Consider the following 14000-nt stretch of genomic DNA (forward strand, 5'->3'; position numbering starts at 1 on the left):
CTCTCCTTACTCGGCCAATTTCTTGGCTTGTTCGACCCAGCCTTCGCGCTCGATCCGGCCTTTGAACGACAGTTTCTCGTCCATAGCAGCGATATCGTCCGCGGTCCAACCTGCAATCTGTGCGAAGGTTGTAACGCCAGCGGCCAGCAGTTTCTTCTCCAGCGCCGGACCAACACCCGACAGCTGTTTCAGATCGTCGCCACCGACGGCTGCTTCGGCTTTCGGCGCGGCTTTCTTCGGGGCGGCTTCGGCCTTCGGTTCCGCCTTGGCTTTCGCGGCGGGTTTGGCTTTCGCCTTCGGCGCTTCCGCGGCAACTGCAGGCGCAGAGCCGGCACCAACCGCAGCCATCACACCGGTTTTGTCACCACCCTTGGCGAGAATGTCGGTGATCCGAAGCAGCGTCAGTTGCTGACGGTGACCCTTGGTGCGCTTCGACGAATGCTTCCGCCGGCGCTTCACGAAATGGATCAGTTTCTCGCCCTTGATCTGGTCGATCACCGTGGCTTGCACCGCGGCACCGTCCACATTCGGCGTGCCCAGCACAGGCGCGTCGCCGCCGAGCATCAGAATCTCATTGAATTGGACGGTGTCACCCGCCGCTGCGGCCAGCTTTTCCACGCGCAGAACGTCGCCGGACTGCACCTTGTACTGCTTGCCACCGGTCTTCAGGACCGCAAACATCATCATCTTCCTTCTACCCCGCGCCCTGTGGCCCCCATCTTCGGGTGTTCTCGCGGATCAAACCGCGCCTCGGGCTGCGTGCCCCTCTCGGGACATCTTCGACAAATCAAAACAGCCGCAGGGAACCCCGGCGGCGACAGAGGCCTGCATATGCCCGAGCCTCGCGCTGCTGTCAAGCGATGCAACAGCGGTTTTACGGGTCCCGTACCAAGGGCCCAGACCCGCCGCGCAGCTCAGGTTTCTTCGCCGGCGACAAATAAGGCCGCCGCCGCGCCGAGATCATAGCTCACCGCCTCGAACATCGCATCGAAGGCCGCAAACAAAGTGCGGTTCAACACGCGTCCGGCGGGGCTCTCTGACAAGGCGATATAGGCATCCATATCCGCATCGCTGAGCGCATCATAGGCAACGATTTGATAGGAATAGAGCCAAAGCTCCGTTTCGGCGCGGATCTCGGGTTCTTGGCTCCACACTTCCGCCAACATCAAATCCTCGGGCAATTCGACGTCAAAGGCACCGCCATCCACCAGCCCGCGATAGAAGGCGAAGTTCGAGTTCAAGGCGCCCGCCACATTCAAATCGATCAGGGCGTTGGCGTCGTTGAAGGCGCGCAATTGATCGATGCGCGGGTTCTCTGCGGCCAGCTCCTCGCGAAACACGATATTGGCGGCCTCTTCCACCACCGGGTCGATGAATTCGCGCCGGGCGAGGATCTCACCTTCCACAATGCGCCGCCCGATCTCGGTTGCGAAAAATGCGTTCAGAGTGTCGAGTTCATCGGCGCTGAACGCATCTTCCGGCACCGCCGCTTCGAAATCCTGCGTCAGCCGTTCGAGACTGTATGTCTGCGCAACCATCGCAGGCCAGGCGGCCCCGCCCTGCCCCGGAAACATCTCCGCTTCCAGATCATCGGCATAATCGATGCCCTCGATCGACATGATCTCCAACACGTCGTAAAGCCCAATCGCCTGAAACAGGGTGTAAAGCTCCGGGTTCTCCGCCGCGATCACACTGCCCGGCGCAATCTGGGCCTCCACCGGTGTCTCCGGCGCGGTCTGCGCCAAAGCGGCTCCGGCCATGACACTCAAAGTAAAGCAGGTGGCGAATGGCAATGCACGCAACATGGGCTCTCCTTGTTGGGGCCGTCACGACCCGATCTTTCTCTAAAACATGGGCAAGTGGGCGCCGGAAATCCACCGCCAAACGGCGCCCGTCTCGAAGAGTTGAGCGAAGCTCCGCCGGTCCGGCTTTCTGGCGCGCGGCAAACTTGTCGGCAAGACCCCCCTTGCGCGGGCGCACGGCTGCGGCTATTCCCCCGCTCCACGACCCCTGATTAAGCGCGGAGAGGTGCCGGAGTGGTCGAACGGGGCGGTCTCGAAAACCGTTGTGGGTGCAAGCCTACCCAGGGTTCGAATCCCTGTCTCTCCGCCACCTTCGAAAACGAACCCGGCTTTGCCTTTTGGCGGCCCGACCGTCTCGATAAGGTCTTATTGCGACCGATGCCGTTCGCCGTCGGTCGTTTTTTAATCATAAATGTTTTTTATGGCCGCGCTGTCGGGTCGACCTGATCACATCTAACTCCGCTATTGATAGACCTAAGGTGCTGACCGACTTCTGCGAGATGTCTCGCTTTCGCGATCAGAGCATCGCCGATAGGCGGCTTATCAGGCGTATCAAATTGTCGTCCGATTTCGGCACAGAAGATGCGACCTTACTCCACCACACAACCGCACGAAAGTGACATTTTTCTCTATATAAGATTAATTTTAGGCGTTCTCGCTCTCGCAAGACCGCTACCGGACATCGTCAGATCGGGTTGCAATGTCCATTATGCGCGAGAAACCAGTGACCTAACGCGCTTCGGGTTATGTGCCTCCGTCCCGCCAACATATCAGCGTCACTTATGAACGCTTACATCATGCCCTTCCGCAACATTCATTGACATTGAAAATATTTCAGTTAAAAAGTTAATCAATCAATCTGAGTATTTTAACTCGAAAAAGATTGAAAGACTGAGGCGAAAGGGTAGTTACGATGAAGATCACAGTACAATTGCGTCCGTCCAGCGGGCGTCTGACGAAGTGGAAAGGTAAGGTCGCATCCATATCGCCGACCGGTGGACGGCTCCTGTCGTCTTGCTCCTTGCGGGCGCTGGCTCTGGCAACCGGTTTGGCAATGCCAACACTCTTCGTGTCCTCGGGTGCAGGGTTCGCGGGCACCTGTGTTGAAACATCGCCGGGCGTCTTTAGCTGCTCGGGCCCGGCTGACGTCGGCGGTTCAGATGCAGAGGTGGTGATTGACACGGGCGGAGCAGTCTCGGTTGAGACCGCCGCTGGTTTTGGGAACGACACCACGACCGGCACCGACTCTGGAGGCTCTAACAGCGAAGTCAACGGCATCGATATTCAAGGCACTGGCGGCGTCACTTTCACCGACACGAATTCTTCTACGATAACCGGACTGAATCAGGGTCTCAGCGTTCGCAACAACGGCGGCACCGTAACAGTTGTAACGACTGGAGCCATCACCGGGGTTAACTCGACTGGCATCGCACTCAACAACACCGGCCTCGGGTCGGGGAGCACGATCGACGTTGGTGGGGATGTGACCGGCAGACTAAGCAGCGGAGGTACCGGGATTTCTGCAAACAATAACACCGGGGCTTTGACGATCTCAACAGCGGCGGGCACAACCGTTTCGGCTGGCGGTAATGGCATCCGGGCAACAAATGGGAACAGTGTTGGGGTAAACGATTTCACGATTACCACTGGTGGTCAGGTCATTGGTAGCAGCAACTATGCGATTGATGCGACCCAACAGGATGACGGAGATCTTGTGATCCAGACCTCAGACACCGTTACCGGTGGGGCGCAAGGGATCCGGGCGCAAAATGCCAATGGCGGCAACATCAGCATCGTGAGCACGGCCGCCGTTGAAGGAACCAGCCAAGCGGGCATCTTTGCGTTCAATCAGAGCATTAGCACAGGCGATGTATCCATTTCGGCGACGAGTGTCACCAGTAGTGTTACAGGTATCAGCGTCACCAATAATGGTACCGGCCTCACGAGAGTAACGACGTCTGGAGTAGTGGATGGCGGCAATGCGGGCATTCTGGCCGTAAACACGAATGCCGCCACGGGGGTAATGGAGATCGACGCCTCAGACGACGTGACCGGTGGACAACACGCGATCTCCGCGGACAATCGTGGGTCGGGTGCGCTGAACATCACGGTGAGCGACATCGTAACCGGCGGAACGTCACGAAGGGGTGACGGCATCCGCACTCTCACAGTGACGGGCGGGACCACTGCCACCATCACATTGAACACGGGTGCCGATGTCAGAGGCGGCAGCGGTGGATTTGCCATTTCAAATGATGGCGGCAACTCAGAGACACTCGTTAACACGGGCGCCTCGGTTGCCGGTGATATCAGCCTAGGTGACGGTTCCGACAACTTGACCTTCGCTGGCGGGAGCTTTGACACGGATGCGGAGTTTGATGGTGGTGATGACATCGACGCAACGGATGGCTCTGTTGACGTCCTGACCTTTGTCGGATCCAGTGGATCGCTTGGGGGGGGGAATATCGACAACTGGGAACAGGTCAATATCGGAGCAGGGTCAGCCATAACGTTGGACAACTTCGGGATGACGGCTGGCACGACGACCGTCGATGTTGGCGGCACCCTTTCTTTTGTTCGCGACCTGTTTACCTTCGGAGGTGCTGGCATATTTGATGGTGGCAACCTAACCAATGCGGGAACTGTTACACTTCAGAACGGTACCGCCGCTGATACAGTGACCGTATCTGGCGACTACACCGGCGGCGGTCGGCTTTTGATCGATGTCGATTTTGCCGCTGACACTGCAGACACCCTTACGGTTCAGGGCGCTGTGTCGGGCGTGACGTCGATTGAGATTGTCGATGTCTCGACGACGACAGCAAGCGGTAACGAGATTCTTGTTGTGGATACCGATGGGCTTGCATCGCCATCCGATGCCTTTGCTTTGGCGACCGGCCCCGTGACCAGCGGCGCGTTCCTCTATGACCTGGATCAGGACACAACCGATCTGGATTGGTATCTGCGCTCCACCGGCCAACTCAGCAGCACCGGCGCGATCTATGAGGGCCTTCCCCTGGTTCTTGCCGGGTTCAACAACTTGCCGACCATGCAGCAGCGTGTGCGCCAGCGGTCATCTATAGAAGGCCAAGAGCTGTGGGTGCGCTTTGTCGGCGATCGTTTGGACACGACCCCCTCCTCTTCCGAGGATGGCATCAGCTATGAAAGCACCCAGACCGGCCTGCAAGCCGGGGCCGATTTCGACCTGGAAACCAATGGCATCGGCCGTTGGGTTATCGGGGCAACCATGCAATATGGTCAGATCTCCGCCGATATGAGCGGCGCGAGTGGCACAGGTCAGATTGACGCCGATGGTTATGGGATCGGGGCGACCGGCACCTGGTTCAGTGGCACAGGCTTGTATCTCGATATCCAAGGTCAAGCGAACTGGATCTCCAGTGATATCGCCTCGTCGGCAGCTGGCACCCTCGCAACCGGACATGACAGCCAAGCTCTGGCAATCAGCTCCGAGATCGGGCAGCGCATCACCCTTGCTGGCGGCGGTACGCTGACCCCGCAAGCGCAGATGATATGGGGCATGGTCGATGGCGACGCCATGACCGACGAGGACGGCAATGCGGTGGACCCGGGAACCAATGACACCTTGGTGACCCGGCTTGGTCTGGCCTATGAAACGGACGTCACCGACCGTGGTCAGTTCAATGCCATCGGCAATATCTGGCATGACCTGTCCGGCGCGCAGACCACAAATGTCGCTGGCGCCGATCTGTCGGCAGAGGCCGAGTCCACCTGGGCCGAAATCGGCATTGGCGGCGATTTGCAGCTTGCCCCGGGGCAGTCTCTCTATGGTGAGGCCAGCTACCGAACCGCTCTGGGCGGTGCCTCCTCGGACAATCGGGGCCTGCGCCTTTCGGCAGGATTCCGAATGGACTTCTGATCCAGCGGATGCGGTGCCAAAACTGCAACGTAGCACCATCAACATCGCCCCCGCCTGCACTGGCGGAGGCACCCTCCCCTAACAAACAGGACCCCCTGCTGATGCGATCTCTCGCCCTTTCCATCGTCCTGGCCTTGGTGCCAGGCTTATCTTTTGCGCAACAGACGGCGCCGCTGCCCAGCACAGTCACAGAAACCTATGACGCTTGGACAGTGAACTGCGTCAGCGTGGACGCCGCAGGCGAACCGCTTGAGAGGCAGCTCTGCGAAATGTCGCAGCAGCTACAGCAACAAGATAGCGGGCAGCGGGTTTTGAGCGTCGTGCTCCAACCTGATGGAGATGACGCAAATCTGGTCATCCTGACACCCTTTGGGCTGCTTCTTTCCGGCGGTGTTCAAATCGATGTCGAAGAAGGCCAAGTCGCAGTTCTGGCGTTCCGGACCTGCCTGCCCGCCGGGTGTCTTGCCCGCGGCACACTCACGGACGAGGAAGTCGGTTTGCTGCGACGTGGAAGTATCGCTCAAATCCAGATGACCAGCGCCGATGAGGCCCCCTTTATCGTTGAGATTTCGCTTGCTGGCTTCACCAATGCTTGGAACCGACTGCAAGACTCTTAATGGCAAAGGGCGGCGCATGATATCAGAGCCGCCGCCCTTTGCTCGCCCCCCATAAACCGTCAATGCGCAACCAACTCAATCAGTCCACACTCTCTGATTAATCTGCCTTGGCACCCGATGCGTCGCTCACGACTTTCTCGGATCGCTGCGCCCAAGATCACCCCACGGCCAATGAGAACAGCCCCCCAGTTGGATCGCGAAGCAGCGTGCCACGGGCGTCCTGCTGCGCCCCTTTCGCTGGCCGCAGGACGGTGGCACCGGCGAGGCGTCCGCGGTTGAGAGCCTCCGGCAAATCCCCGACCCGAAGGCTTGGGACCCAAAGCGGCGCCGTATCGGACGCATCATCGCCACCATCGTAGAACGCTACCGTCTCCCCATTTAAGGTGATTGATCTATCTTTCGCCGAAATGGAAAGATCTTCCGCCGCCTCCCATCCAAAAAGACGATGGTAGAATGTTGCCGGAAAGCCGCCCACGCTGTTCAGATACCGCTCCGCCGCAAACTGCTTTGTCGGGGCAGGAAACGCATGACGCGACAGCGAAATCCCGATATGAGCCCCGTCCGGGTCGCGCAGGACGCAGTTGCGGCCAACGCCGGGGACTTCGAATGGCGGCTTGACGATCATCCCGCCATGGTCCGCCGCAAGCGCAGCCGTGGCATCCACATCTTCGACCTCGACATAGGGAATCCAGCCAACAACCGGTCCGGGCGTCTGATCGATGATCCCTGCCCCGGCTTCGCCATCCAACAGGGCAAGCGTGAAGTCTTTCTCGCCACCGCCCCAGGCAAAATCCGTCGCGTGTTCAGTAAGGTAGCTCCAATGCGCGACGTCTTGGTAGAAGGGCTTGGACCGCTCGGCATCGGGCGTAAACAGATCGTGCCAGACGATCCGACCTCGTTTTTCAGTAGTCATGGCACCATCATCCGGGTTGGTTTTCCCGATACATGTCACAGCCTCGGGGTTCTGCCTTGACCAAGATCAAACCTGTCGGTTCGATGATGCGCGATACGCAACGCGCTGCAAACGATGCTGATTGGCGCGCGAAACATCGGCTCTTTGACACATGTCATCGCCGCCCGCTCTCTCAGCCCGTAGTTTTCGGCGCATGTTCTGAATGGAGATCAACGAAGGTGGATATGATGATGAACCCGATGTTATTTATCTGTCTGTTTTTCGCGGGCTTCGGGGTGTTTATGCTCGGGGCCGGTTTTGTCTGGTGGGTATCGCTTCAAGCCAAGCAGATGGAGCAAGGCAAGAAGGCTTGACTAGATAGGAAAGTCCCATCGGATTATCGCGCCGCGGCTGCAGCGTTTAGCTTCTCGCAACGGACCAATTGCGATATGATGAGCGCGTTGGACGCATCCCTAAATGGCCTCAATTATCATGACCTTACGTAAGACTTCTCGCATTTTTCTCTGGCTATTGGGGGCGTTGCTGATCATCGCCATCGCCGGGTATATCTGGCTGCGAAACAGCCCCTATTGGGTCGGTGTTACGCTCTTCGCGGATGACTATCGCGTCGCGAATTTCCGCAGCATGGACGCTGTCTTTCCCTTCGAGCCCGTGAGCCGCAGCGGCCCGGTTTGGGCGCTGGAAACCGCGCCCCGTGCTTTGCCCGAGAGTTATGGTTTCAATGGCCAAGATCTCGCATTATCGGCATTCCTAGAGCGCACGGAAACCACCGGCTTTCTCGTGCTCCACCAAGGTCAGATCGCCCATGAGAGCTATTATCTGGGCGGTGATGAGACCTCACAATTCACGTCCTGGTCCGTTGCGAAATCCGTCCTCTCCGCACTGATTGGCATCGCGATCGACGAAGGCCATATCGCCGATATCACGGACCCGATCGAGACATATGTGCCCGCGCTGGCCGGGACGGCCTATGGCGCTGTGCCAATTGAGGATGCGTTGACCATGTCATCGGGCATCGGGTTTGACGAGGATTACGACAATCCGATGTCAGACGTGAATATGCTGTTTGTCAGCTTTCCGATGGGCACGCCGCTTGCCGAGACGATTCACGGTCAAGACGCGCTCCGCCCGCCCGGAGAGTATAACAACTATATCAGCTCAGACAGCATCGCCCTCGGCCTCGCGCTGGAAGGGGCGACGGGCATGTCAACGCATGTGTATTTGCAGAGCCGCCTTTGGGGGCCGATGGGGGCAGAAGCGGATGCGTTTTGGAGCACCAATCGCGCCGGTGACGTCCTGCCGCTCTGCTGCCTCAATGCAACGCTGCGGGATTATGGCCGCTTTGGTCAACTCTATCTGCAAAATGGGGCTCGGGACGGGCAACAGATCGTCCCTGCCGATTGGGTCGCGGCATCCGTCACGCCATCGGCGCCGCATCTTGAACCGGGAGACAATCCGGCCTCATCCTGGACCTTCGGCTATGGCTATCACTGGTGGATTCCTGAGGAGCCGCAGGGCGATTACACCGCGATTGGCATTTGGGGGCAGTATATCTATGTCGATCCGGTTCGGGAGGTGGTGATCGTCAAGACCAGCGCCGACTATCACTTCGACGATAACGACCATGAAACCATCGCCGCCTTCCGCGCCATCGCCCGAGACCTCGCCGGCGAGTGACGTCCCAAGCCGGTGGCGTGCGCGATCGGGTCTTGATCCCAGACTCGGAGATTGGCTCTATAGTGATCGTCCCCCCTATTGATCCGGAGCCTCCATGCCCCCCGCCACCCGCGCCGATGCCATCACCCTCGCCCATGACGCCTTTGATGATGGCCGGTTTTTCAATGCCCTCGCCGAACTCGTCGCAATTCCATCCGACAGCGCCGCGCCCGGCGCCGGGCAGCATCTTACAGCATATCTCGACACGATCATCGCCAAGCTCGATGTTCTAGGATTCAAAACCGAGGTCTTGACCGATCCCGAAAGCGGCTTGCCCTTTCTTTTGGCCGAGCGGATCGAAGACCCCGCCCTGCCAACCATCCTCAGCTATGGCCATGGTGACACAGTGCCGGGCATGGAAGGGCGTTGGGATGCCGACCGCGACCCCTGGCAATTGACGGATGCGGATGGGCTCTGGTTCGGACGGGGGGTGGCCGACAACAAGGGCCAACATCTGATCAATCTCTCCGCCATCTCCGCCGTGATCGCTGCGCGGGGGCATCTCGGTGTGAACTTAAAACTGATCCTTGAGATGGGCGAGGAAGCGGGATCTCCGGGCCTGGCTCGGTTATGCGCCGAAAACAAATCCCGCCTTGCCGCCGATCTGCTTGTGGCGTCCGATGGGCCGCGCCTCAATGCGGATCACCCGACGCTGTTTCTCGGCGCACGTGGCGGACTTACGATGAAGCTGAGCATCCGCCGCCGGGTTGGCGGCCGTCATTCGGGCAATTTCGGCGGTGCGGTGGCCAATCCCGGGTTTGAGCTGGCCAACGCTTTGGCGAGCATTGTCGATGCTAATGGCTATCTGAAGATTGAGGCTTGGAAACCAAATAACATCCCCGCCGCCGCCCGCGCGGCCCTGGCCGGGCTTGTGCCCGTGGGCGGTGAGGTCGATCAAGATTGGGGCGAGCCGGGGCTGACGCCTGCCGAGCGGGTTCACGCCTGGTCCTCGGCCGAGATTCTCGCTTTCACCTGCGGCACCCCGGAACAGCCGGTCAATGCGATCCCGCCCGAGGCCCATGCCTGGCTCCAGTTGCGCTATGTCACCGGTGTTGACCCGGACGGCATCCTACCGGCCCTTCGCACCCATCTGGACGCGCACGGCTTTGCCCATGTGGAGATTACCCCGGAGGGCGGCGCGTTTCGGGCCAGCCAAACACCCGCCGATCACCCCGCGGTTGCGTTCGCGGCGCAATCGTTGCAGCAGACAACCGGTAAAGCGCCCGCCACCCTACCGTCGCTTGGCGGGTCGCTGCCCAATGACATCTTCACCGACATTCTGGGCCTGCCGACGATTTGGGTGCCACATTCCTATCCTGGCTGTTCGCAACATGCGCCGAATGAACATCTGCCGGCCGCCGTCCTGCGCGATGCACTTGGCATGATGACCGGCCTGTTCTGGGATCTGGGCGCGGCGGATCGGTCCGCCTATCTACCCTAATTCACCGGGCGCGCCGCGCCACCTCGTTCCGCCAAGCCGAGAGCGCGGGATTGTCGTCGCGCGCCGGGCGTGGTTCGGGTGGCCGATTATCGGCGGGGGCATGCGGGCTGCGGAAGTAATACATCTCGCGCGCGCCGAAATAGAAACTGACGATCGCGCCCAGAAGCCACCAGAGGGGTTCGGGCACCTCCGCCAGCCCGACCATACGGCTGGCAAAACTGACCGGATCGACCATCGCATAGATGAAGAGCCCGAGGGTCCCTAGCGCCAACATCGGCCGCGGCATGCGGTTTAGTCCATTGACAAAACGGTCAAAAAGACCTGGCCGAACATATTGGAACTCTTCCGAATGGCTGTCCAACGCGGCGCGATGCGCCTCGGCGCTCAGTTCCATACGACGGGTCGCCGAAGGCACGAACACCTCCGCGACGCCCTCCGCAGCCTCCCCCAAGGCGCGGGTCGCCGCCGCACCACCAATCACGCGATTGATCAATCCCATGCCGACACCCGGGCGTGATGTTCGGCATCGCTCAGATGGTAGCGGGGCGAGATGAACTCTTCGGCCCGCCGGATCCAGCCGCCTTTGCCCCCATCCCGGCGGCGGGCATACTTTCGGCTCGCTGGACGGTGATCCGCCAAACGGTAGTAATAGTTCCGCCGGGCGATCCCATAGGCATCGACCAGATGATCGGGCGCCTGCGTCTCAGCCGCGTGGGCCGCGCGGATTGTCTGCGGCCCAATCACCCCATCAACGATGATCTCGAGCCCCATATCCCGCAGCAACCGCTGCAAAAGCGTCACCGCATTGGCCCCGGCATTCACATACATATCGAACACGGTCGCGTGCAGCACGTCGGGCAGCTGGTCGATCGAGGGTCGTTCAAAGTAGTGCTCAATGAAAATCTCTTGCGCCTGCGCCCGGGTCAGCGCTTGGACGTCGGCCACCGACACCGTGCCGTCGCCGGTCAGATCGAGACCCAAGCGCCGCATCGTGTGGATCGTAACGCCAAAATTCGTCGCACCGCCGGGATCGTCGGGGTCATTCACAAAACCGCCTTCGCGGTCGAGGATTTCGGATGCAATTTGGTGAACCGACTGCATGGTTCGCCCTCCATGCTCAGTGGTTCAACTGAGGGAAAGACTGTCGCAGAAAGGTAAAGAAAGGCTAAAGCCGCCGCCAAAAACCTTGGGGTATCTCAGCTTTCTTCAGGAAGGTAATGCATCCCATGCTCTTCCAACGCATCGATGACTTCGGCGGGCATATAGGTCTCATCATGGCGTGCCAGGATCTCGGTCGCCTGGAACACTCCGTCCACATAGGATCCGGTGCCAACCATCCCCTCGCCCTCGCCGAAGAGATCGGGCAACACGCCGGTATAGGCCACCGCCACGGATGCGCCGCCGTCGGTCACGTTAAAGGTGATGGTTTCGCCCTGGCCACGCACCAAGGTGCCATCCTCGACCAAGCCGCCGATGCGGAACACCTCGGTCGGCGGTGGCGGGGCCGCCACGATATCCGATGGCGGGCGGAAGAAGTTGATGCCATCGCGGAAGCCATAACCGATCAACGCGGCAGCACCGGCCAGACACACAATCGCCAGCATGATCACTTGAATCCGGCGCTGTTTCTTTAGGCCTCGCATGGCCACCTCCTCTTTACGGAAAGAGCGGTGCCATGGTCAGCCCCGTCGTCTCCGCGATCCCCAGCATCAGGTTGGCGTTTTGCAACGCCTGGCCAGAGGACCCTTTGGTCAGATTATCCAGCGCCACAAAAACTTGCGCGCGCCCATCTCGCCGGTCCGCCGCCACACCGACATGCACATAATTGGACCCGCGCACGTCATGTGTCGAGGGGGCTGCGCCAAAAGGCAGCACCTGGATGAATGGTTCCGTTGCGTAGGCCTGGCTGAGCGCCTCATAGACCGCCTGCCCATCGCCTTTGACATAGACGGTTGCGAGGATGCCCCGGTTCATCGGCGCAAGATGTGGCGTGAATTGAACCTGCACGGGCCGACCGGCCAAGGCGCTGAATTCCTGGTCAAATTCACCCAAATGCCGATGGGTGCCGCCAATTGCATAGGCATTCGCGCCTTCCGACAGCTCCGCATGCAGCAGGTTTTCTTTGAGGCTCCGCCCTGCCCCGGAAACGCCGGTGATCAGATTGATGATGATCTCATCGGGGTCGATCACACCGGCCTTGAGCAGCGGCACCAACGCATATTGCCCGGTCGCCGCATTGCAGCCCGTGCCCGCGACCAGCCGCGCCGTCTTGATCTGATCCCGATAGAATTCGGTCAGGCCATAGACAGCCTCTGCCTGTAGCTCGGGCGCATCATGCTGTTTGCCATACCATTTTTGATAGGCCTCCGGATCACGGAGCCTGAAATCCGCGGAGAGATCGATGACTTTAAGATCGTCCGGCAAAGTTTTGATAACATTCTGCGATGTGGCATGCGGTAGCGCGCAGAACGCCAGATCGATGGCAGAGAAATCCACCTCATCGATCTTCTGCAGCACAGGTAGGTCCAGATGCCGCAAGAACGGGAACACATCGCCCATAGCCATCCCGGCTTTGCGATCCCCAGTCAGCGCGGCAATGCGCAGCTCGGGATGGGTCGAGATCAGCCGAACAAGCTCTGCGCCGGTATAGCCGGAGGCGCCGAGAATGGCGATGGAATGGGTCATGGATTTGGCCTCGTGATGGTACTCCGCGGGGAGTATGCCAATTCGGAAGTGGGATCAAATCAGGATCACTACTGACCCTCTGGCCGGTCTGATGGAACGCTGGCTGCTAGGCCGCCGCATCGAATGAGATCGAGCGTCGCAGGAACTGAACCGCCTTCGCCCCCACCCGCTTTGGGTCCCCGGTCGTCAGAAACTTGGCCTCGGTCCCGGCGCCCAGTTTGTCGGGATGTCGCTCCAAGTAATCGGCAAGACTTTCGGCCACCAAATCGGCTTGCGAATAGACGGCCACATCGGCGCCAAGTGCATCGCGGAACACGTCCTCCAGGATCGGATAATGGGTGCAGCCAAGAATGGCGGCCTCCGGCTTCGGCATCCGCCGTTGCAACGCTTCCACATGGCTTCGCACCAGGGCTTCGGCAAGGATCATATCGCCATCTTCGATCGCGTCGACCACACCACCACAAGGTTGAGCTTCGACGTCTACGCCTATGGCGCGAAACGCCAATTCCCGCTGAAAGGCACGGCTCGACACCGTTGCGGGGGTTGCAAAAAGTGCCACATGTTTCACGGCAACCTCGCGTGGTGGGGAGTTGTCGCCCCAATTCCGCTCAGTCAGCGCTTCGATCAGCGGCACAAACACCCCCAAGACGCGCTTGTCTTCTGGCACCCAGCCCTCTTGCATCCGGCGCAAGGCCGCCGCGGACGCCGTATTGCAGGCCAAGATCACCAGATCACACCCGGCGTCGAAGAGCTGCTGCACCCCGGCCGTGGTCAACTCATAGACGTCATCGGCATCGCGCACCCCATAGGGCGTATGCGCATTGTCACCGAAATACACAAACGGCACCTCAGGCAGGCGCTTGCTTACCGCATCCAGCACGGTCAATCCGCCCAACCCGCTGTCAAAAATTCCGACGGCCATCTGCGC

General features: G+C 59.8%; 13 protein-coding genes and 1 tRNA gene. 6 read left to right on the plus strand and 8 right to left on the minus strand.

All coding sequences use genetic code 11. The annotated features are described in order from the left end of the window. Positions 1-6: 6 nt before the first annotated feature. Together GTF44_RS09595 and GTF44_RS09600 are read right to left on the minus strand one after the other, a co-directional pair. Positions 7-681 carry a 50S ribosomal protein L21 gene (locus tag GTF44_RS09595; protein ID WP_171559892.1) on the minus strand — a complete coding sequence of 225 codons (675 nt, stop codon included), beginning with the start codon at positions 679-681 and terminating at the stop codon, positions 7-9. Positions 682-914: 233 nt separating this feature from the next. Continuing rightward, complete coding sequence (locus GTF44_RS09600) at positions 915-1805, minus strand: DUF2059 domain-containing protein (RefSeq protein ID WP_171559733.1); 891 nt, start codon at positions 1803-1805, stop codon at positions 915-917. Positions 1806-2022: 217 nt separating this feature from the next. On the opposite strand from GTF44_RS09600, the gene GTF44_RS09605 reads away from it, so the two are divergent. From GTF44_RS09605 to GTF44_RS09615, 3 genes are all read left to right on the plus strand, one after another. Next, positions 2023-2112: transfer RNA gene (locus GTF44_RS09605), tRNA-Ser, on the plus strand. A 603-nt stretch (positions 2113-2715) separates the two neighbouring features. Then, positions 2716-5700 (plus strand): autotransporter outer membrane beta-barrel domain-containing protein, encoded by a 2985-nt coding sequence (locus tag GTF44_RS09610; RefSeq protein WP_171559735.1) that lies wholly within the window; start codon positions 2716-2718, stop codon positions 5698-5700. A 101-nt stretch (positions 5701-5801) separates the two neighbouring features. Beyond that, positions 5802-6317 carry an invasion associated locus B family protein gene (locus GTF44_RS09615; protein ID WP_171559738.1) on the plus strand — a complete coding sequence of 172 codons (516 nt, stop codon included), beginning with the start codon at positions 5802-5804 and terminating at the stop codon, positions 6315-6317. Between the two features lie 157 nt (positions 6318-6474). Here GTF44_RS09615 and GTF44_RS09620 read toward each other — a convergent pair whose 3' ends face one another. After that, positions 6475-7230, minus strand: a complete 756-nt coding sequence (locus GTF44_RS09620) for a VOC family protein (protein WP_171559741.1) — start codon at positions 7228-7230, stop codon at positions 6475-6477. Between the two features lie 56 nt (positions 7231-7286). Here GTF44_RS09620 and GTF44_RS09625 point away from each other — a divergent pair, with 56 nt between their 5' ends. The 3 genes from GTF44_RS09625 (at position 7287) to GTF44_RS09635 (ending at position 10387) form a co-directional block, all read left to right on the plus strand. Further along, positions 7287-7583 (plus strand): hypothetical protein, encoded by a 297-nt coding sequence (locus GTF44_RS09625; RefSeq protein ID WP_171559744.1) that lies wholly within the window; start codon positions 7287-7289, stop codon positions 7581-7583. A 118-nt stretch (positions 7584-7701) separates the two neighbouring features. Next, positions 7702-8907, plus strand: coding sequence for a serine hydrolase (locus GTF44_RS09630; protein ID WP_171559748.1), 1206 nt, complete (start codon positions 7702-7704; stop codon positions 8905-8907). A gap of 94 nt (positions 8908-9001) precedes the next feature. Then, positions 9002-10387, plus strand: coding sequence for a M20 family metallopeptidase (locus GTF44_RS09635; RefSeq protein WP_171559751.1), 1386 nt, complete (start codon positions 9002-9004; stop codon positions 10385-10387). A 1-nt stretch (position 10388) separates the two neighbouring features. On the opposite strand, the gene GTF44_RS09640 is transcribed toward GTF44_RS09635, so the two are convergent. From GTF44_RS09640 to GTF44_RS09660, 5 genes are all read right to left on the minus strand, one after another. Next, positions 10389-10886, minus strand: a complete 498-nt coding sequence (locus GTF44_RS09640) for a holin family protein (protein WP_171559754.1) — start codon at positions 10884-10886, stop codon at positions 10389-10391. After that, entirely contained in the window at positions 10877-11488 is a 612-nt protein-coding gene (locus GTF44_RS09645) for a holin-associated N-acetylmuramidase (protein WP_171559757.1), read from the minus strand. Before GTF44_RS09645 ends, GTF44_RS09640 begins: the two co-directional genes overlap by 10 nt. Before the next feature lie 95 nt (positions 11489-11583). After that, on the minus strand, positions 11584-12030 hold the full coding sequence (gene ccmE, locus GTF44_RS09650) for a cytochrome c maturation protein CcmE (RefSeq protein WP_171559760.1): 447 nt from the start codon (positions 12028-12030) through the stop codon (positions 11584-11586). Positions 12031-12043: 13 nt separating this feature from the next. Further along, positions 12044-13072, minus strand: coding sequence for an N-acetyl-gamma-glutamyl-phosphate reductase (argC, locus tag GTF44_RS09655; RefSeq protein ID WP_171559763.1), 1029 nt, complete (start codon positions 13070-13072; stop codon positions 12044-12046). Positions 13073-13178: 106 nt separating this feature from the next. Then, a complete protein-coding gene (locus tag GTF44_RS09660) occupies positions 13179-13994 on the minus strand; it encodes a glutamate racemase (RefSeq protein WP_171559766.1) in 816 nt (271 codons plus the stop codon). Positions 13995-14000: the final 6 nt, after the last annotated feature.

Source organism: Roseobacter sp. HKCCD6576-2 (assembly GCF_013179285.1).
Classification (GTDB): Bacteria; Pseudomonadota; Alphaproteobacteria; order Rhodobacterales; family Rhodobacteraceae; genus Rhodophyticola; species Rhodophyticola oceani.

What these genes read in the sequence shown, in the direction of transcription:
- GTF44_RS09595 (WP_171559892.1), bottom strand. Translation starts at nt 681, where the DNA reads ATGTTTGCGGTCCTGAAGACCGGTGGCAAGCAGTACAAGGTGCAGTCC.
- GTF44_RS09600 (WP_171559733.1), bottom strand. Translation starts at nt 1,805, where the DNA reads ATGTTGCGTGCATTGCCATTCGCCACCTGCTTTACTTTGAGTGTCATG.
- GTF44_RS09610 (WP_171559735.1), top strand. Translation starts at nt 2,716, where the DNA reads ATGAAGATCACAGTACAATTGCGTCCGTCCAGCGGGCGTCTGACGAAG.
- GTF44_RS09615 (WP_171559738.1), top strand. Translation starts at nt 5,802, where the DNA reads ATGCGATCTCTCGCCCTTTCCATCGTCCTGGCCTTGGTGCCAGGCTTA.
- GTF44_RS09620 (WP_171559741.1), bottom strand. Translation starts at nt 7,230, where the DNA reads ATGACTACTGAAAAACGAGGTCGGATCGTCTGGCACGATCTGTTTACG.
- GTF44_RS09630 (WP_171559748.1), top strand. Translation starts at nt 7,702, where the DNA reads ATGACCTTACGTAAGACTTCTCGCATTTTTCTCTGGCTATTGGGGGCG.
- GTF44_RS09635 (WP_171559751.1), top strand. Translation starts at nt 9,002, where the DNA reads ATGCCCCCCGCCACCCGCGCCGATGCCATCACCCTCGCCCATGACGCC.
- GTF44_RS09640 (WP_171559754.1), bottom strand. Translation starts at nt 10,886, where the DNA reads ATGGGATTGATCAATCGCGTGATTGGTGGTGCGGCGGCGACCCGCGCC.
- GTF44_RS09645 (WP_171559757.1), bottom strand. Translation starts at nt 11,488, where the DNA reads ATGCAGTCGGTTCACCAAATTGCATCCGAAATCCTCGACCGCGAAGGC.
- ccmE (WP_171559760.1), bottom strand. Translation starts at nt 12,030, where the DNA reads ATGCGAGGCCTAAAGAAACAGCGCCGGATTCAAGTGATCATGCTGGCG.
- argC (WP_171559763.1), bottom strand. Translation starts at nt 13,072, where the DNA reads ATGACCCATTCCATCGCCATTCTCGGCGCCTCCGGCTATACCGGCGCA.
- GTF44_RS09660 (WP_171559766.1), bottom strand. Translation starts at nt 13,994, where the DNA reads ATGGCCGTCGGAATTTTTGACAGCGGGTTGGGCGGATTGACCGTGCTG.